This window comes from Desulfobulbus propionicus DSM 2032 (assembly GCF_000186885.1).
Taxonomy (GTDB): Bacteria; Desulfobacterota; Desulfobulbia; order Desulfobulbales; family Desulfobulbaceae; genus Desulfobulbus; species Desulfobulbus propionicus.
In genome coordinates, this window is sequence record NC_014972.1 from 3,724,724 (window position 1) to 3,741,607 (window position 16,884).

General features: G+C 63.3%; 15 protein-coding genes. 7 read left to right on the plus strand and 8 right to left on the minus strand.

All coding sequences use genetic code 11. The features are described from left to right. Positions 1–55 precede the first annotated feature (55 nt). From DESPR_RS16260 to DESPR_RS16270, 3 genes are read right to left on the minus strand one after another with little or no spacing between them, the layout of a single operon-like run. Complete coding sequence (locus DESPR_RS16260) at positions 56–793, minus strand: UPF0280 family protein (protein WP_015725892.1); 738 nt, start codon at positions 791–793, stop codon at positions 56–58. Positions 794–821: 28 nt separating this feature from the next. Then, entirely contained in the window at positions 822–1,232 is a 411-nt protein-coding gene (locus DESPR_RS16265; RefSeq protein WP_015725893.1) for an NIL domain-containing protein, read from the minus strand. Further along, entirely contained in the window at positions 1,229–2,422 is a 1,194-nt protein-coding gene (locus tag DESPR_RS16270; protein ID WP_015725894.1) for a homocysteine biosynthesis protein, read from the minus strand. The genes DESPR_RS16265 and DESPR_RS16270 overlap by 4 nt, the downstream gene beginning before the upstream one ends. Positions 2,423–2,636: 214 nt before the next feature. On the opposite strand from DESPR_RS16270, the gene acnA reads away from it, so the two are divergent. The 3 genes from acnA (at position 2,637) to DESPR_RS16285 (ending at position 8,429) form a co-directional block, all read left to right on the plus strand. Continuing rightward, positions 2,637–5,318, plus strand: a complete 2,682-nt coding sequence (gene acnA, locus DESPR_RS16275) for an aconitate hydratase AcnA (RefSeq protein ID WP_015725895.1) — start codon at positions 2,637–2,639, stop codon at positions 5,316–5,318. Between the two features lie 169 nt (positions 5,319–5,487). Further along, positions 5,488–7,041, plus strand: a complete 1,554-nt coding sequence (locus DESPR_RS16280) for a B12-binding domain-containing radical SAM protein (RefSeq protein WP_015725896.1) — start codon at positions 5,488–5,490, stop codon at positions 7,039–7,041. Further along, positions 7,038–8,429: an MATE family efflux transporter gene (locus DESPR_RS16285; protein ID WP_015725897.1), complete on the plus strand. Its 1,392-nt coding sequence runs from the start codon at positions 7,038–7,040 to the stop codon at positions 8,427–8,429. The genes DESPR_RS16280 and DESPR_RS16285 overlap by 4 nt, the downstream gene beginning before the upstream one ends. On the opposite strand, the gene DESPR_RS16290 is transcribed toward DESPR_RS16285, so the two are convergent. The 4 genes from DESPR_RS16290 to DESPR_RS16305 form a co-directional block, all read right to left on the minus strand. Next, positions 8,410–9,282, minus strand: coding sequence for a methylenetetrahydrofolate reductase (locus tag DESPR_RS16290; protein WP_015725898.1), 873 nt, complete (start codon positions 9,280–9,282; stop codon positions 8,410–8,412). The two genes, DESPR_RS16285 and DESPR_RS16290, sit on opposite strands and share 20 nt — an antisense overlap. A 169-nt stretch (positions 9,283–9,451) precedes the next feature. After that, complete coding sequence (locus DESPR_RS16295; protein WP_015725899.1) at positions 9,452–9,784, minus strand: J domain-containing protein; 333 nt, start codon at positions 9,782–9,784, stop codon at positions 9,452–9,454. Beyond that, positions 9,781–10,398: a glycerol-3-phosphate 1-O-acyltransferase PlsY gene (plsY, locus tag DESPR_RS16300; RefSeq protein ID WP_015725900.1), complete on the minus strand. Its 618-nt coding sequence runs from the start codon at positions 10,396–10,398 to the stop codon at positions 9,781–9,783. Before plsY ends, DESPR_RS16295 begins: the two co-directional genes overlap by 4 nt. Positions 10,399–10,438: 40 nt before the next feature. Then, on the minus strand, positions 10,439–11,299 hold the full coding sequence (locus DESPR_RS16305) for a YkgJ family cysteine cluster protein (RefSeq protein ID WP_015725901.1): 861 nt from the start codon (positions 11,297–11,299) through the stop codon (positions 10,439–10,441). A 183-nt stretch (positions 11,300–11,482) separates the two neighbouring features. Between DESPR_RS16305 and def the strand changes: the two genes are divergently transcribed. The 4 genes from def to DESPR_RS16325 are packed head-to-tail and all read left to right on the plus strand — an operon-like array spanning position 11,483 to position 14,585. Beyond that, a complete protein-coding gene (gene def, locus DESPR_RS16310) occupies positions 11,483–11,989 on the plus strand; it encodes a peptide deformylase (RefSeq protein ID WP_015725902.1) in 507 nt (168 codons plus the stop codon). Further along, positions 11,989–12,930 (plus strand): methionyl-tRNA formyltransferase, encoded by a 942-nt coding sequence (fmt, locus tag DESPR_RS16315; protein WP_015725903.1) that lies wholly within the window; start codon positions 11,989–11,991, stop codon positions 12,928–12,930. Before def ends, fmt begins: the two co-directional genes overlap by 1 nt. After that, entirely contained in the window at positions 12,930–14,123 is a 1,194-nt protein-coding gene (gene larC, locus DESPR_RS16320; protein WP_015725904.1) for a nickel pincer cofactor biosynthesis protein LarC, read from the plus strand. The genes fmt and larC overlap by 1 nt, the downstream gene beginning before the upstream one ends. Before the next feature lie 3 nt (positions 14,124–14,126). Beyond that, positions 14,127–14,585 (plus strand): phosphatidylglycerophosphatase A family protein, encoded by a 459-nt coding sequence (locus DESPR_RS16325; RefSeq protein ID WP_043770262.1) that lies wholly within the window; start codon positions 14,127–14,129, stop codon positions 14,583–14,585. Positions 14,586–14,792: 207 nt separating this feature from the next. Here the strand turns inward: DESPR_RS16325 and DESPR_RS16330 are convergent, their stop codons facing one another. Then, complete coding sequence (locus DESPR_RS16330; protein ID WP_015725906.1) at positions 14,793–16,727, minus strand: phosphoenolpyruvate carboxykinase (GTP); 1,935 nt, start codon at positions 16,725–16,727, stop codon at positions 14,793–14,795. Positions 16,728–16,884 lie beyond the last annotated feature (157 nt).

Consider the following 16,884-nt stretch of genomic DNA (forward strand, 5'->3'; position numbering starts at 1 on the left):
GGCGGTCCCGTTTTTTTTATTTGCGGAGGAAAGCCAATCTGGGCCTGCCTGCTGATTAGCCCTGAAAGTCGGAGCGCAGGTCGCGGGTGATCTTGCCCCGGCTGTCCGTATCCTGGTTGCGCACCAGCTCCGGCAACCGGCCCCACAGGCCGATCTTGCCGTTTTTGACCGCCAGGATGCCGTCGATGCCGGCAATGGCGCCGACATCGTCCAGCACCGGGGTCAGATCCTTTTCGGTCTTGATCAGGTTGCACACCAGGGTGACCGCCGAATCGGCCAGGGCCGCGTCCTTGGCGACAACGGTGGCCAGATCGCAGCGGCCGAAACTGAGCGAATGGCCCATCTTGGAGGAGGAGGAACAGAGGGCGAGAGGCAGGGTGGCGGGATCGAGGCGGAAGGCCAGCTTGCCGGCGATGGCATTGTCGCCGGCATAGATGCCAATGGTGACGGGCGAGTCGGCGTGGATGTAGATGTCGCCGCCGTTCTCGACGATGGCCTCGGGGCAACCGATGGCCATGGCGGCCTCGGCGCCCATCTGCGCCAGGGTGCCGGCCACGGCGGCCATGGGGCCCAGCCCGGTCAGCGCGCTGGCCGCAGCCATGCGCTGCGCCACTTCGGGGGCATCGTCCAGCAGGACCACCGGCACCAGCGAGGTCAGGAAGTCGGGGTGACGAGCGATGTAGCGTTCGAGCCTGCGGCGCTCGTCGATCACGGTGCGGGTAATCAGGTCAAAGGCCGGGCTGGCGACCCGCAGGTTGGTGTCCTTCCAGGCGAAGGAGCGATAGACGCGCATCGGAGATCAGGCGTCGCCGCGCCCGGCCTCAGAAGTTTGAGGAGCAGGCGCCGAAGGGACAGGCGGCAACGCAGGCCAGACACTCGATGCAACTGTCCTCGTTGAACGCCACCTGCCGGGTGGCCCGGTCGACGATCGACAGCGCCCCGGTGGGGCAGTGCACCACGCAGGCCCCGCACTGGCCGCAGCGGCCCGCATCCCAGAGCATGCCCTTGTTGCCGGCATGGATGTCGACATCAAACCCGCCCAGAAATTCAAAGGCGCGGTCGATGTTCTCCTGGGTGCCGGTCACCTCCAGACTGAGGTAGCCCTCCTCCTCGCTGGTCACCTTGGCGCGGAAGATATTGACGATCAGGTCGAACTGCTTAACTAACTGATAGACGATCGGCTTCTCGGTTTCGCTCTTGGGAAAGTAGAGATAGATTTTTTTGGTGATCATCGCGCCGGTCCTGTGATGTTCAATGGTTGCATGGACTGGTTCAGCGGCAGCCGCTGGCTGGGCTCGGCCAGCAGGAAGCGGCCCGCCTCGATCTCGGCCTTGAGCAGGTTGCAGATCCTGAGCGCCTTGTTGTAGGAGGAGAGCGAGGTCACCGGCACCTTCTTGCCCAGCAGTTCCACCTCGCCCGAGCGCAGTTCCTCGTAGTTGTAGCGGGCCAGCACCTTACCGGTCTTCTGCGGGTAATCGGTGGAGTAATCGATGACGCAAGCCTGGATATCGCGGTCGCGCACCGTGGTTCGCCGGAGGATCTCCGCGTTGAGGATGGGGATGGGGATGCCCACGCCCAGGGCCAGCGACACGCCGTAGCCCTTGAAACTGACCCCGCGCACGAACTCGGGCAGCATCTCCTTCATGTTGCCGGTCAAGGCCAGGGTACCCGCCCCCTCCACTGGCACATCGTTGTCGCCGCGCTCCACCAGCGAGCAGTGCTGGGTGCCCTGGCTGTAAACCAGACCGCGCGCCCCGGCCAGCCAGATGGCGGTGCCCACGCCGATGGTCTCGTAGAGCGGGTCGTTCAACAGCGGCGACAGCTGCCCGGCCGAGCAGTAGGTCATGTTGCGCATCTTGGCGCGGAGGATGCCCAGATAGGTATAGATGCGTTTATCCGAGCAGTTGACCGCCACGTTGTAATTCTGGTAGCAGTTGCGCGGATTGACCATGATCGCCTGGTTGAGATCATGAATATCGAACAGGGTGCGGATCTCGCGGCGCGGATAGTCGTCGGTGCCGTAGGAGAGGCCGAAGAGCTGCAGCTTCTTGCCCGCCACCAGATCCTCGATCACATGGCCGCCGCCGTAGCGGAACTCGCCGGGGTGGTACATGTTGGCCGGGTCGTTGTGGCGCAGTTGGGTGGCGCCCATATAGACGTCGACCGCGGCGATGCCGCAGTAGGCCATGACATCGTTGATCCAGGCCTCGGAGATGCGCATTTTGGGCTTGCTGTGCCCGAAGTTGAGGAAACAGCCGGAGGAGCACATCGGCCCGAAGGTGGCGGTGGTGACCACATCCACCTCCTTGGCGGCGGCTTCCAGGCCGCGTTTGTCCACATACTCGATCACCTCTTCGGCGGTCAGCACCACCGCCTTGCCCGAGGCAATCTTGTCGTTAATTTCCGCGTAGGTCTTGCTCATAGCGCATTCTCCCAGGTAAGGGCCTTACATGTTCGCCGCAAAGCGCCTACTATAGGACGAATGGCCCAAAACAGCAAGTTGGCGGAGCAGGGAGGACCAAAAAAGAACACTGCCGAGCGCTGCGCAAAAACCAGCGCGTGCCTTGTGCGCTGTGGGCAACATCGTGTACAAAGAGTCATTCTCACCATTGGCCCATCATTCGGAGGAAGACCCCATGCGCGCATCCAAGGAATTCAACCAATTCAATCCCCGGACCACGCTGCAGGTGGACGGCACGACATACACCATCTTTGCGGTCAAGGCCCTGGAGAGTCTCGGTTACGGCCCGATCGAGCGCCTGCCCTACAGCCTGCGTATTCTCCTGGAAAATCTGTTGCGCCATTACCCGCAGGGCTTGGTGAGCGATACTGATATCGACAACCTTGCCTCCTGGCAGCCGGACCAGATCAGCCCCGAGGCAGTACCCTTGATGCCCGCCAGGGTGATCCTCCAGGATTTCACCGGCGTGCCCGCCCTGGTCGATCTGGCGGCGATGCGTTCCGCCCTGGCCCGGGCCGGTGGTGATCCGGCGACCATGAACCCCTTTATTCCGGCCGATTTGGTCATCGATCACAGTGTGCAGGTGGATCGCTCGGCCACCGCTGATGCGCTCCAGGTCAACGTCGAGCTGGAAATGGCCCGCAACCGCGAACGCTACACCATGCTCCACTGGGGCCAGCAGGCCTTCCGCAATTTTCGCGTCGTGCCGCCGGGTACCGGTATCGTCCACCAGGTGAACCTGGAATACCTGGCCTCGGTGGTGGTCAGCAGTGAACAGAACGGCGAGCCGGTACTCTATCCGGATAGCGTGCTCGGCACCGACTCCCACACCACCATGGTCAACGGCCTGGGAGTGATGGGCTGGGGCGTGGGCGGTATCGAGGCCGAAGCGGTGCTGCTTGGCCAGCCCTATTCCCTGCAGATTCCCGAAGTGGTGGGCGTGCGCCTCAGCGGCTCCCTGCCACCCGGCACCACGGCCACCGACCTGGTGCTGACCATTACCCGCTTCCTCCGTGGCCAGGGCGTGGTCGGCCGCTTTGTCGAGTTTTTCGGTCCGGGCCTGGCGGGCTTGAGCCTGCCCGACCGCGCCACCATCGCCAACATGGCCCCGGAATACGGCGCCACCATGGGCTTCTTCCCGGTGGACGAGGAGACCCTGCGCTACCTCCGCGCCAGCGGCCGGCCCGAAGCCCTGGTCCATCTGGTGGAACAGTATTGCCGCGCGCAGTCCTTTTTCTTTGGACCGGAACATCCGGAACCGGGCTATTCGGTGGTCTACGACATCGTGCTGGATTCGGTGGTGCCGAGCCTGGCCGGACCTCGGCGGCCTCAGGACCTGCTGCCGCTCTCGGGTGTGCGCGAGGATTTCCTCCGCCAGTTCGACAAACAGCTGGCCGCCTCCACCGCAGCCACGGTGGAAGACCCGGCCCGTCAGCTGACCAACGGCTCGGTGGTCATCGCCGCCATCACCAGTTGCACCAACACCTCCAACCCGGACGTGATGATCGGTGCCGGCCTGCTGGCCCGCAAGGCGCGGGAACGCGGCCTCATGGCCAAACCCTGGGTCAAGACCAGCCTGGCGCCCGGCTCGCGGGTGGTCACCCGCTACCTGGAACAAAGCGGTCTGCTGCCCGACCTCGAGGCCCTGGGATTCCAGGTCGTCGGCTACGGCTGCACCACCTGCATCGGCAACAGTGGTCCGCTGACCGAGGCCATCGCCGCCCCGATCGGCGACCAGAACCTGTTGGTGGCGGCGGTGCTCAGCGGCAACCGCAACTTCGAGGCCCGCATCCATCCGCTGGTCCGGGCCAACTACCTCGGTTCGCCGCCGCTGGTGGTGGCCTATGCCCTGGCCGGCACGGTGCTGATCGATTTCGATCAGGAACCGCTGGGCACCGACAGCCAGGGGCAACCGGTCTATCTGCGCGACCTCTGGCCGAGTACCGAGGAAATCCGCGCTGCCGTCCGCCAGAGCCTGACGCCCGATCTATTCACCCTCAGCTACGGCTCGGTCTTTAGCGGCGATGCCCAGTGGCAGGCGCTTTCCGCCGGTACCTCCGACCTCTACCCCTGGGATGTGGACTCCTCCTATATTCGAGAGCCGCCCTTCTTCCAGGAGCTGAGCGCCGATCCCCCACCGATCGCCACTATCGAGGGCGCGCGCATCCTGGCCCTGTTCGGCGACTCGATCACCACCGACCACATCAGCCCGGCCGGTAGCATCGGACCGCAGACCCCGGCCGGCCGCTACCTGCAGCACCTGGGCATCCAACCGGCCGACTTCAACAGCTACGGCTCGCGACGCGGCAACCACGAGGTGATGATGCGCGGCACCTTTGCCAATATCCGTATCAAGAACCGGATGGTGGAGCGGGAGGGGGGCTACACCAAGGCTTGGCCCGAGGGGGTGGAAATGCCGATCTATGACGCCGCCATGCACTACCAGCAGACAGGCACGCCACTGGTGGTCCTGGCCGGTCGGGACTACGGCACCGGCTCCTCGCGCGACTGGGCCGCCAAGGGCACCATGCTGCTCGGAGTCAAGGCGGTGATCGCCAGTTCGTTTGAACGCATCCACCGCTCCAACCTGGTGGGCATGGGGGTGCTGCCGCTGCAGTTTCCTGAAGGGGTGGATGCCCAGACCCTGTGTCTGGATGGCAGCGAGACCATCAGTCTGTTGGGGCTTGGCGGACGACTCAACCCCGGACAGGGGGTGAACCTGCGCATCGACCGCGCCGACGGCCGCACCGAAAGCCTCGAAGTCCTGCTGCGGCTTGATAACGCCATGGAAATCGATTATTACCGCCATGGCGGCATCCTCCACAAGGTGCTGCGCCAACGGTTGCAGGGACGATGAGCCTGGAGCCGGACAGGTAGATCAAAGGATCGCTCCAGGCTATCAAGATGCGGGCAAGGCGCAGCAACGCCAAAGTTGCTGCGCCTTTTCTTCTGATATCGCGACAAGCAGGCGACATCTCCACCCCCAAGAGGTCAACCACTTCGACCATCCAGTTCTGACAGCGCTCATGTCCTCCATCATCCTCACCACCATCAACGCCCGCTATATCCATGCCAGCCTCGGCCTGCGCTGGCTGTACGCCAATATGGGCGATCTGCAAGCCCAGGCGCGCATCCAGGAATACTGCCTCACCGACCACATCGCCGACATGGCCGAACGCATCCTGGCTTCCGCTCCCCGGGTGGTGGGGATCGGCGTCTATATCTGGAATGCCGCCCCGGTGCGGCAACTGGTGGGGGTGCTCAAACGGGTGGCGCCGGAGACGATCGTGGTGCTCGGCGGCCCGGAGGTCAGCCACCTGCCGCTGCGGGTGGATCTGCGCGAGGCCGACTACCTCATCCAGGGCGAGGGCGAGCAGGCTTTTCGTGAACTCTGCCAGGCAATTTTCGCGCACCAACCGCCTGCAAAACGGATCATCCAGGCCGAGCCGGTGACGGTCGAAACCCTGGCCTCACCCTATCCCTTCTACACCAACGACGACGTGGCCCACCGCCTCACCTATGTCGAGGCCTCGCGCGGTTGCCCCTTCCGCTGCGAATTCTGCCTCAGCTCGATCGACCGACGGGTGCGGCCCTTTGCCGTAGATTGGTTTCTGGCCGAGATGGAGGCCCTCTGGCAGCGGGGGGCACGGACCTTCAAGTTCGTCGACCGCACCTTCAACGCCAATCCGGCCACGGCCGCGCGGATTCTCGACTATTTCCTGGCGAAAACGCCACCCTTCCACGTGCACTTCGAGGTCATTCCGGACCATTTTCCGCAAGCGATCAAGGAACGGTTGGCCCGATTCCCGGCCGGGACCCTGCAACTCGAGATTGGCATCCAGACCATGGATGCCCGAATCGCGGCCAACATCAGCCGGCGACTCGATGTCGACCGCATCCGGGAGAATCTCCGTTTCCTTGAACAAGAGACCGCGGCCCACCTCCATGTCGATCTCATCGTCGGCCTGCCCGGCGAGCCGATCGAACAGTTTGGCCGCAACCTCAACACCTTGGTCGCCCAGACCCAGGGCGAGATCCAGATCGGCATCCTCAAGAAACTCTCCGGCACGGCCATCACCCGCCACGACCAGGTCCACGGCATGGTCTACGCGCCCGATCCGCCCTACGAGATCCTCAAGAACGACCTGATCAGCTTCGATCAGATGCAGGCAATGAAACGGCTGGCCCGCTTCTGGGACCTGGTCTACAACAGCGGCAATTTCCGCCGCACCGCGCCGCTGCTCTGGCCGGACGGCGACGTTTTCGCCGGCTTTGCCGCCTTCAGCCGCTGGCTGTACCGCCAAACCCTGGCCACCTGGCAGATCGGCCTGCCGCGCCTGAGCGAACTGTTGTTCGGCTATCTGACCGAGGAAAAGGGACAGAAAAAAAGCGTGGTCGCGAACGCGCTGGCCGCCGACATCCTGGTGATCAAGGGCAGAGTGCTGCCGAAGACGGTTCAGGAGAATGTCACCTGCCTGCCGGAAGAACGGCGGGCGTTGGGGGAATCGCTGACCAAGCGGCAGAGCCGCCACCGGGAGGGGCGGATCGTTCCTGAGCGGGGACGCCTTCCCGAATCATGACCACCCTCTCCCTCATCCTTCACGAGGCCCGTGCCCTGCTCCGCCTGACCGGGCCGCTGCTCCTGGCCCAGCTGGCGCAGACCGCCATGGGTTTTGTCGACACGGTCATGGCCGGCCGCTATTCGGCGGTCGATCTGGCGGCGGTGGCGGTGGGTTTTTCGATCTTCATCCCGGTGTATGTGTTTCTGCTCGGATTGCTCAGCGCCGTCACCCCGTTGGTGGCGCAGGCGCACGGCCGGGGCGATGGCAAGGCGGTGCGGCGGGCGATCCGGTTGGGCATGGGCATCGGCCTGGTGGCCGGGTTGCTGCTGATGCCGCTGTTGTGGTGGACCGATCCGTTCATGATGTGGATGGGGGTAAGCCCCGAGGTGATCCCGATCACCGGCCGCTACCTGTTCGCCATCTCCTGGGGCCTGCCGCTGGGCGGAATCTTTTTCGCCCTCAAGGGCGGCGGCGATGGCCTGGCCCTGCCCCGGTTGTCGATGTTCGCCGGTTTCTTCGGTTTGGGCGTCAACATTGTCGCCAACTACGTGCTGATCTACGGTAAGCTCGGCCTGCCGGCCCTGGGTGGGGCCGGTTGCGGTTGGGCGACCTCGTTCTCCATCCTGGCCATGCTCGGGTTCATGGCCCTGCTCCTGGGTCGCAGCAGGATCGATGGCACGGCACGGCTTTTTGCCCTGCACCCCGACCAAGCCGCGACAACCTCGGTGGCCGCCTTCCTTCGTCTGGGCATGCCCATTGGCCTGGCCCTGTTCATCGAGTGCTCGATCTTCACCATCATCGCCCTGTTCATCGCCAAATTCGGCGCCCAGGTGGTGGCCGCGCACCAGATCGCCCTCAACTTCGCTTCCCAGGTCTATATGCTGCCCTACAGCCTGTCCACGGCGCTGACCGTGCGAGTGGGGTTCACCATCGGCAGGAAACGGATTCGGCGGCTTCGGCGCATTGCCGGCACCGGCCTGGGCATGGCCCTGATCGGCGCCGTGCTGACCTGTGGGGGCATCCTGCTCTTTTCCCCTCAAATCGCCGCCCTGTACACCGCCGACCCGGCGGTCCGGCAGTTGGCCGTGGTCCTCCTGGGCTACGCCGCCCTTTTCCAGCTGCCGGATGCAATGCAGGTCAATGCCGGCGGCATTCTCCGCGGCTGCAAGGACACGCGGGTGCCGTTGCTGCTGATGCTCTGCGCCTATTGGGGGATTGGCCTGCCGTTGGGCTACGGCCTGGGGTTGGAACGCCTGGGGAACCTGGAACCGGGCCCCCAGGGCTTTTGGGTGGGGTTGATCTGTGCGCTCGTGGTCGCCGCCCTGCTGCTCGGCGGCCGGGTGCGGATCATGCTGCGCCGGCTGGAACGGCAGGCGGGACAGGGGGTCAGAGCAGACCGTCCATGACCTGCAGACACATGTCCGCCTTGTTGAGGGTGTAGAGATGGACACCGGGGGCCCCGCCGGCGAGCAGCCCCTTGACCTGTTCGCGCGCGTAGGCCACGCCGATCTCGTAGACCGCCTCGGCCCCGCCCTCGTCGTGGGCCTTGATCAGGGCGTTGATCAACCGGCCCGGAATGCGGGCATTGCACATCTCCAGGACAAAACGCAGCGAACCCAGATTGCGGATGGGCAGGATGCCCGGCACGATGGGCACGTTCACGCCCCGGACCCGCAGCCGTTCCACATAGTCGAAGTAGGTCCGGTTGTCGAAATACAGCTGGGTGATGACGAAATCGGCCCCGCACTCCACCTTGCGCTGCATGACTTCAAGGTCCGCCGCAAAGGAGGGGGCCTCGGCATGGCCTTCGGTGAATCCGGCCACGCCGATGGCCAACCGCGGATGATGGCTGCGGATATAGGTCACTAGGTCCGAGGCATGGGGGAAGGCGGCGAACAGTTCTGCATCGCTGCCGGTGAAGCCGGTCGGCCGGTCGCCGCGCAGGGCAAGCACGTTGTCGATACCCAGGGCCTTGATGGCCTCCAGGAAGCCGTCGATTTTCTCCGGATTGGCGGTAACCCCGGTCAGGTGAGGCATGACCTCAAAGCCGCAGCTGGTGATCAGCCGCTCGCAGATCTCCAGAGTGTTGCTTTGGGTGGAACCGCCGGCGCCGTAGGTCACCGAGGCGAATAGAGGGTGCAGTTGCTTGAGTTCCTGGGCCACTTCGAGGAAAGCCGGCCACTCTTCCTGCTTTTTCGGCGGGAAAAATTCGAGGGAAACAAACGGCCTGCGTTCTTTGATCAGTTGCGGAATCTGCATTCTCGTACTCCTTGTCCATGATCCTGACGGTCAGATGGCGTTACGCACCGTCGGGCCGTCAGGGTGAAATCGACCTCTGGTCTTTTTGTCTAGACGACTCTCTCAGGTTCCACCAATCACCTGGCCATGCAGGGATACGCCTGCTGTAACAGGGCCATCCCCATGGCGGTTACCGTCGCCGGGTTTTCTTTCCGCTCCACACCGGGTCCTGACCGAACCGGGCCTGCCACCAATCCTCGGGGTCGTAGATGTCGCGTTCATCGCTGCCGGCATCCTCCCGCCTGAGGGGAAACCGGTAGTCGGCGCAGTAGTGCATCAGCCGCTCATAGGCGGCGGTGATCCGGTACATCTGCTCGCCGCCCTGCTCACCGGGGGCCGTGTCCGGATGATGGACCTTGCTCAGGCGATGATAGGCCCGCTTGATCTCGGCCAGCGTCGCCCGCTCGCCGAGCCCCAGCACCTTGGCCGCCTGCTCGATGGCCTGCCACTGTTTGGCGTTCACGTCTCGGCCTCGACCTTCCGTTTCCACGATTTTTCCGTGCCCTTGAGCAGCCGGCCGATGTTCTCCCGGTGCTTGGTCCAGATCATCGCCACGATGAACGCCGCCAGGCCCAGCTTCCAAGCCGGGGCATGCAGCAAGGGCAGCCAAAGCAGGATCGAGAGCGAGCCGAGCAGGGAGCCCAGGGAGACAAAGCCGGAAAGGAAGACCGAGGCAACGAAGACCAGCACACAGCCAAACACCGCCACCGGGGCAAGGCAGAGAAAGGCACCCAGGGCGGTGGCCACGCCCTTGCCGCCCTTGAAGCGCAGATAGACCGGAAACATGTGGCCCAGCACCGAGGCCGCACCGCACAGGGCGATGATCAGGTCGCGATGCGGGGCGTTCTGGAAGAGCATGGCGGTGAGAAACATGGGCACATAGCCCTTGGCGACATCCAGGACCAGGGTCAGGGCGCCCATCTTCTTGCCGAGCAGGCGGGTGACGTTGGTCGCGCCGATGTTTTTGCTCCCCTCGGTGCGGATATCGATGCCGCTGCGCCGGGACAGCAGCAGGCCAAAGGGAACAGCCCCCAGCAGATAGGACAGAACTATACAGATAATGGCAAGGCTGTTCATACGCGTTTGTTATGCGGGTCAAAAAATGACAGGCAAGGCATTAGGCCTTGTTGTGCCGAAAGATCATTTCCAGTTCGCAGGCCGCGGCATAGGCGCCGATCTCCTCCTGGAGCAGGCGGACATAGGGACAGTCCACCACCGCCAGGAGGGATTGGCGCAGCCGCAGGGCTGGCTGTCCTTGGTGTTCGACCGATTCGACCACATAGGGAAAGATCTGCGGTCGGCGGCAGACCTCGGGACGGTGCGGGTAGACCCGGCAGCGGCCCGACAGCTCCAGGTTGGGACAGCGGCTGGCCGTGGGCAGGATCACGCTCCAGCCAGGCTGCCAGTGGATCAGCAGCGGGTCGGTGCGATCGTAAAACTCGCCGTTCGCCACCTGCAGCGGCGGTTCGTCCCCTGGCCGGCAGGAGCGGGAGGCCGACGTGTCAACCCGCGTGAGCGGGAACAACTCGTGTTCGCCCGGCCGCAGCGGAATCTCAAACCAGGTCTGGGCCATCTCCGCCTCCGGTCCGACACAGCACAGGACGCAGCCGCAGGGCGCGCACAGCAGGCTGTTGATTCGTTCCAGCTCGCGGGTGAGCACGCGTTGCGCCACCAGGGCCGTGGTCGCGCTCAGAGCCTCCAACGGCTGGCCGTCGATGTCGATCACCCGTTCCCGGGGCGGCTGGCCGGCCTTGAACGCTGCCAGGGGTTGGAGCAGATCGCTGTAGGGCGCCAGGATCGTCGCCGCGTCGGCATAGCAGGCAAAACCGGTCTCGATCTCCGCTGGCAGCTCGGCAATCACCTCGTCCACGGTGGCAAAGTCGCCGGTCAGGAACAAGAACTGAACAATCGAGACCAGGGGCAGGACCGGCTGCCGCAACAGGGCACATCCTTCCGTCAACGCTTCTTTTTCGACCATGTCGCTCCCAGGAAAAGTTTGGCCCGCACCCTACACAAAAAACCGCCGAAAAACAAGCCGCCAGCTCGCCAACCCCGGCCACGGGGCGCAGACGGCTTTACTTTGGCCCGCAAACTGATTACATAAAAAAACAACTTTCCACCACCCGGAACGGTGCCGCGCACCACCAACCCATCACAGAAAATGGCTATTCGAGAGATTATCACCTATCCGCATCCGGTGCTCCGGCAAAAGGCGGAAAAAATCACCGTCTTTGACCAGGAACTGGCAACCCTGATCGAGGACATGGCCGACACCATGTACAATGCCCCCGGTGTCGGCCTGGCGGCCAACCAAATCGGCGTGGCCAGGCAGTTGGTGCTGGTGGACCGCTCCACCAAGGACAACGAGCGGAACTACCTCGTCCTGATCAATCCGGAGATTTCCGCTGGTGAGGGGTCGGTCACCGACGAGGAGGGCTGCCTGAGCGTGATCGAGTGCTACGACAAGGTCAAGCGCTTCAAAAAAATTCACGTCACTGCGCTGGACAGGGAGGGCAATCCGCTGGAATTCGACGCCGAAGACCGTTTTGCCCGCATCATCCAGCACGAGGTCGATCACCTGCTCGGCACCCTGTTCATCGACCGGCTCAGTTCGCTCAAGCGCGCCCTGTACAAGAAAAAGCTGAAAAAAATCCTCCAGGACACATGATGGACCTGCCGCTGCGAATCGTGTTCATGGGCACGCCCGATTTTGCCGTGCCCTCGCTCCAGGCCCTGATCGACGGACCGGAGCAGGTGGTGGCCGTGGTCTGCCAACCCGACCGCCAGCGCGGCCGGGGCAAGGTGCTCAGCCCGCCGCCGGTCAAGGTGCTGGCCGAACGCCATGGCCTGCCGATACTGCAACCGGACTCGGTGCGTACCGAGGTCTTTTTGACGCAGATGCGGGAATTGGCGCCGGATCTGGTGGTGGTGGTGGCCTACGGCAAGATCTTGTCTGAGAGCCTGTTGCAACTGCCCCGCCTCGGAGCGATCAACGTTCACGGTTCGCTTTTGCCCCAGTATCGAGGTGCGGCGCCGATCCAATGGGCGGTGATCAATGGCGAGGCCGAGACCGGCGTCACCATCATGCAGATGGATGCAGGCATGGACACCGGCGACATCCTCCTGATCGTGCCGACACCCATCGGACCGCAGGAGACGGCGGGCGAACTGTTTGACCGGTTATCCCAGCTCGGCGGGGCGGCCTTGGTCACGGCCGTCGAGCAGCTCAAGCAGGGCCAGTTACCCCCACGCCCCCAGAATCACGCCCTGGCCAGCATGGCGCCGATGCTGCGCAAGGAGATGGGCCATCTCGACTGGAACCTGCCCGCCGCCCGGTTGCACTGTCTGATCCGGGGACTCGACCCCTGGCCTTCGGCCTACGGCTTCATCGATGGCACGCGCTATCGCTTTTTCTCGCCCGAAATCGTCCCGGTCCGCCCGGCTGATCCGCCCGGTACCCTTTGCCGCGTTGACAGCCAGGGCCTGTTGATCGCCACCGGCGAAGACTGCCTGCTTCTTCGCGACATTCAGCCCGAGGGCAAGAAACGGATGCCGGTGGCCGCCTGCCTGCATGGCATTCGCCTGCAGCCCGGCATGGTTATTACCTGATGCTGACCGCCTATCTCGATTGCTTTTCCGGGGTCAGCGGCGACATGCTGCTCGGCGCCCTGATCGATAGCGGAGTGCCCGAGACCGTGCTGCATCGGGTGGTGGCGGCCCTGCACCTGGACGGTGTCACCCTGCGGGTGGAGCATCCGATTGTTCAAGGATTTGCCGCCACCCGGGTCAGCGTGGTCTGTCAGCACCGCCACGATGCTCATCACGACCATCACCCGCATCGTCATCTGGCCGAGATCAGCGCCCTGCTCCACCGGGCCGACCTGTCGCCACGGGTCCGCGATACCTCCCTGGCCGTCTTCACCCGCCTGGCCGAGGCCGAAGCCGCGGTGCACGGCACCACCCTCAACCGCATCCATTTCCACGAGGTCGGCGCGGTCGATGCCCTGGTCGACATCGTCGGCACGGTGGCCGGGATTGAGGCGCTCAACATCGGTCGTCTGATCTGCTCGCCCCTGCCCCTGACCCGGGGCTGGGTAAACTGCGCCCACGGCGACATTCCCCTGCCCGGACCGGCGGTGTGCCGGCTGCTGGAAGGGGCGCCGGTCTATGGCGAACACCTGGAACAGGAACTGGTCACCCCGACCGGCGCGGCCCTGGTGGCCGAACTGGCCGACGATTTCGGGCCCATGCCGCCGATACGGCTGACGCACACTGGATACGGCGCCGGTTCCCTGCAGCGTGCCGACGGCCGGCCCAACCTGTTGCGCCTCCTTCTCGGCCAAGGCGTCGAGGTGGCCGAGGTCCAGCAAGTCGAGGTGATCGAGACCCATGTGGACGACTGGAATCCGGAATTCTGGCCCCATGTCAGCGCCCGCTTGATGGCCGAAGGCGCCCTGGATGTCTGCCTGATCCCCATGCAGATGAAGAAGGGGAGGCCCGGCTTTCTGCTACGGGTGATCGCCGATCCGGCCAGCCGCGATGCCCTCACCACGGTGCTGTTCAGCGAAACCAGCGCCATCGGCCTGCGCATGCGGCGCGAGCAACGGATCACCCTGCCCCGCGAGACGGTCAGCGTGACCACCCCCTGGGGTGAATTGACGGCCAAGAAGATCGTCACCCCCGGCGGCACGGTCATCGCCCCGGAATACGAGGTCTGCCGCCAGGTCGCGGAAGCCCATCGGGTGCCGCTGCGCGAGGTCTATGCCGCCGTGGAGCGGCACAGTTCTCCGAGGCAGGTCTGAGCCGTGGACCGCCTGCTGATGTTCATCGCCACCGGAGCCTACAGCGGCTATCTGCCCAAAGCGCCCGGCACCTGGGGATCGGCGGTGGGCGTGTTGCTCTGGTTGGTCCTTTGTCGCCTGCAGCCGACTTCCTATTGGTCGATCCTGGGCATTCTGTTCGTGATCGGCGTGTTCAGCGCCGGCGCGGCGGAAAAGATTGTCGACCGGGGCGATCCAAGCCTCGTGGTCATCGATGAGATTGTCGGCCAGTTGCTTGCCCTCAGCCTGGCTCCCGCGCATCCGGCCGCCGCACTCGCCGGGTTTGCGCTCTTTCGCCTGTTCGATATCCTCAAGCCTTTTCCGGTCGGTTGGGTCGATACCCATCTCCACGGTGGATTGGGCATCATGCTCGACGATGTGGTGGCCGGACTGTATGCCCTGGCGGTCCTCCAACTCGGTTTGTGGCTGGTGCGGATGATGTAGGGCAGGATGCACGCGGAAAAATTCAGGATAACCGAGGCCATTCCTGGCATCTCCAACATCCTCCGCCCTTGCCCTTTTTGCCCTGACCAAGGATGCATCGATGCTCAGGTCGGAGCGATATAAATATACTGTCCCCTGAATTCGCTCGACAAACAAACGAGCCCCTTGCGGGAAAGCAAGGGGCTCGCGGAAGGTTTGAAAAAATGGTTACAGATCCTGTGGTTTGACGATCCCGCCTTTGGCGGCCTTGAGTGCCAGCAGACCGGCCTTCTGTTCGGCATAGACGGCAAACAGCCGTTCGGACGCGCCCTGTTCCTTGCGCCAGGCGGCTTCCTGCAGATCGATACGCGCAACCACGTTGTCGATGTAGAGGGAGAACTGCATGGTGTAGAGTGATTCGGGATATTCCTTGTTGATCTTGTCCGTGAACAGCTTCTTCAGATCCTGGTATTGGGGAATCAGGCCGATGGGCGTTTCAATGGCCTGGACATCGCCATGGGCATACAGTTCGAGCCACCCCAGCCACACATGGACATCCCGCTTTTCCCCGAGCAATCCCGTGCCGCTCCCGCCCCGCGCCTCGTGGGTCAGGAAGTAGTTGAGTCCGGCCATGACCGGCTTGCGGGTCATCTTGGGGTTGCCGTAAAAGGCCAGCTGGGCATCGAGGTAATCGGTCAACGGCCCGGCGACAAAGGGGGTATTGGCCCAAGGCTGACGATTGACACCGCTGGCCCCGATCTCGGCGGCCGTGGCCTTGGAAACGATCGAGGCACCGATGGCCACCCCGGCATCCATGTTTTTCGCCACCCAGATCGGCGGCATGGTGTTGCTGTCGCGACCGGAGTAGGTGATGACCTCGATCACAAGCCCCTTGGGGTCGGCATTGGCGGCCCTGTTATGGTTGCCCACGGTCTCCGCCCGCAGGGTGCAGCGCGAATTGGGATGGGACATGGGCACGCCGGTCATGTCCTTGGTCCATTTGCCTTGGAAGTTGACCCCGCTTTCGGCAAGCGGCTCGCCGTCGCCGGTCCACCGCGGCTTACCCTGCTCGTCGATGAGGACGTTGGAAAAGATCACTTCGGCACCGGGCTGGCGCAAACATTTCATCAGGTAGGGGTCGCCGTCCTGGTTGACATCCTCGATGATGCCGAAGATGCCAATCTCCGGATTGACCGCCCGCAGGGTGCCGTCGTGCTCGATCCACATCTGGGCGAGGTCGTCGCCGATAAAATCGCTGCCGACCATGGCGGTGGTGGTCTTGCCGCAACCCGAGGGCGCGGCGCCGGCAAAGTAGGTCTTTCGACCTCCGGGGCCGGTCATGCCGGTGATGAACATGTGCTCGGAAAGTTCCTCACCGTTGCGCTTGTACATGGCGCAGTCGGAGGCAAAACGGTGATTGCCCTTTTTCATCAGCAGGGTGTTGCCGGCATAGGTGCAGAGAAAGGAAAAGGTGGTCTGCCAGCTGCGGTCCATGTAGATACGGGCCCGGGGCACATCCTCGGAACGGTTTGTCCCTTCGGAGTGGACGTTGGTGAAAAATTCGCCCCTGCGAGCCACCTCGGCGTCAAAGTCGGCAAAACAGTTGCGGTAGAGCAGCTCGGCGGAATGCATCACATAGGTGGAGCTGGAGATCTCGATGGCCGGGATGGAGGCCTGGGCACCCACGGGCCCGCGGCTGTAGAAGCCGACGAACATGGTCTTGCCGCGCATGATGCCGCGCATGGTGTCGCGGATGTATGCATGCGACGTTTCCCGCAGCTCTTTTTTGGCCAGGGAGGAAACCTGTTCGTCGTCATTGACGATATAGAAGGTCTGGTCAACCATACGGCCTTGGTCTTCGGGCAGGTCGAAATGGATGGTGTGGCCGGGGAGAGCCAGCGGTTTTTCCTCTCCCTTCTCCAAACTCATCCGCCGCACGGTCGCGCAATCCTCTTCGCTGCCGGTATGGATATACACCTGATCAGGATCACACATGGCAATGGCGTTGGCAACCTTGAGCAGCGCCTCTTCATTCTTGATCATGGCGAGCCGGCCGCGATGTTCGTTGTCGAGTCGCTGCTCGAACAGTTTCCTGGCCTCATTGATGGACGTAACACCGCCAACCGTTGATAAAATATCAACGCCCTTCTTAAACTCCAACATCCTGCCTCCGTGGGATTTTCTCTCTGAATTAATAGGGGGGAACTGTTGTACCACAGTTGATTACAAGTTTGTAAAATATAATATTTAGCTCGATTTTCCTGAATACGCAAACAAGAATACGCTATTTTTGAGCTTTTCCAAAAAAAGACAGCCGTCC

What these genes read in the sequence shown, in the direction of transcription:
- DESPR_RS16260 (WP_015725892.1), bottom strand. Translation starts at nt 793, where the DNA reads ATGCGCGTCTATCGCTCCTTCGCCTGGAAGGACACCAACCTGCGGGTC.
- DESPR_RS16265 (WP_015725893.1), bottom strand. Translation starts at nt 1,232, where the DNA reads ATGATCACCAAAAAAATCTATCTCTACTTTCCCAAGAGCGAAACCGAG.
- DESPR_RS16270 (WP_015725894.1), bottom strand. Translation starts at nt 2,422, where the DNA reads ATGAGCAAGACCTACGCGGAAATTAACGACAAGATTGCCTCGGGCAAG.
- acnA (WP_015725895.1), top strand. Translation starts at nt 2,637, where the DNA reads ATGCGCGCATCCAAGGAATTCAACCAATTCAATCCCCGGACCACGCTG.
- DESPR_RS16280 (WP_015725896.1), top strand. Translation starts at nt 5,488, where the DNA reads ATGTCCTCCATCATCCTCACCACCATCAACGCCCGCTATATCCATGCC.
- DESPR_RS16285 (WP_015725897.1), top strand. Translation starts at nt 7,038, where the DNA reads ATGACCACCCTCTCCCTCATCCTTCACGAGGCCCGTGCCCTGCTCCGC.
- DESPR_RS16290 (WP_015725898.1), bottom strand. Translation starts at nt 9,282, where the DNA reads ATGCAGATTCCGCAACTGATCAAAGAACGCAGGCCGTTTGTTTCCCTC.
- plsY (WP_015725900.1), bottom strand. Translation starts at nt 10,398, where the DNA reads ATGAACAGCCTTGCCATTATCTGTATAGTTCTGTCCTATCTGCTGGGG.
- DESPR_RS16305 (WP_015725901.1), bottom strand. Translation starts at nt 11,299, where the DNA reads ATGGTCGAAAAAGAAGCGTTGACGGAAGGATGTGCCCTGTTGCGGCAG.
- def (WP_015725902.1), top strand. Translation starts at nt 11,483, where the DNA reads ATGGCTATTCGAGAGATTATCACCTATCCGCATCCGGTGCTCCGGCAA.
- fmt (WP_015725903.1), top strand. Translation starts at nt 11,989, where the DNA reads ATGGACCTGCCGCTGCGAATCGTGTTCATGGGCACGCCCGATTTTGCC.
- larC (WP_015725904.1), top strand. Translation starts at nt 12,930, where the DNA reads ATGCTGACCGCCTATCTCGATTGCTTTTCCGGGGTCAGCGGCGACATG.
- DESPR_RS16330 (WP_015725906.1), bottom strand. Translation starts at nt 16,727, where the DNA reads ATGTTGGAGTTTAAGAAGGGCGTTGATATTTTATCAACGGTTGGCGGT.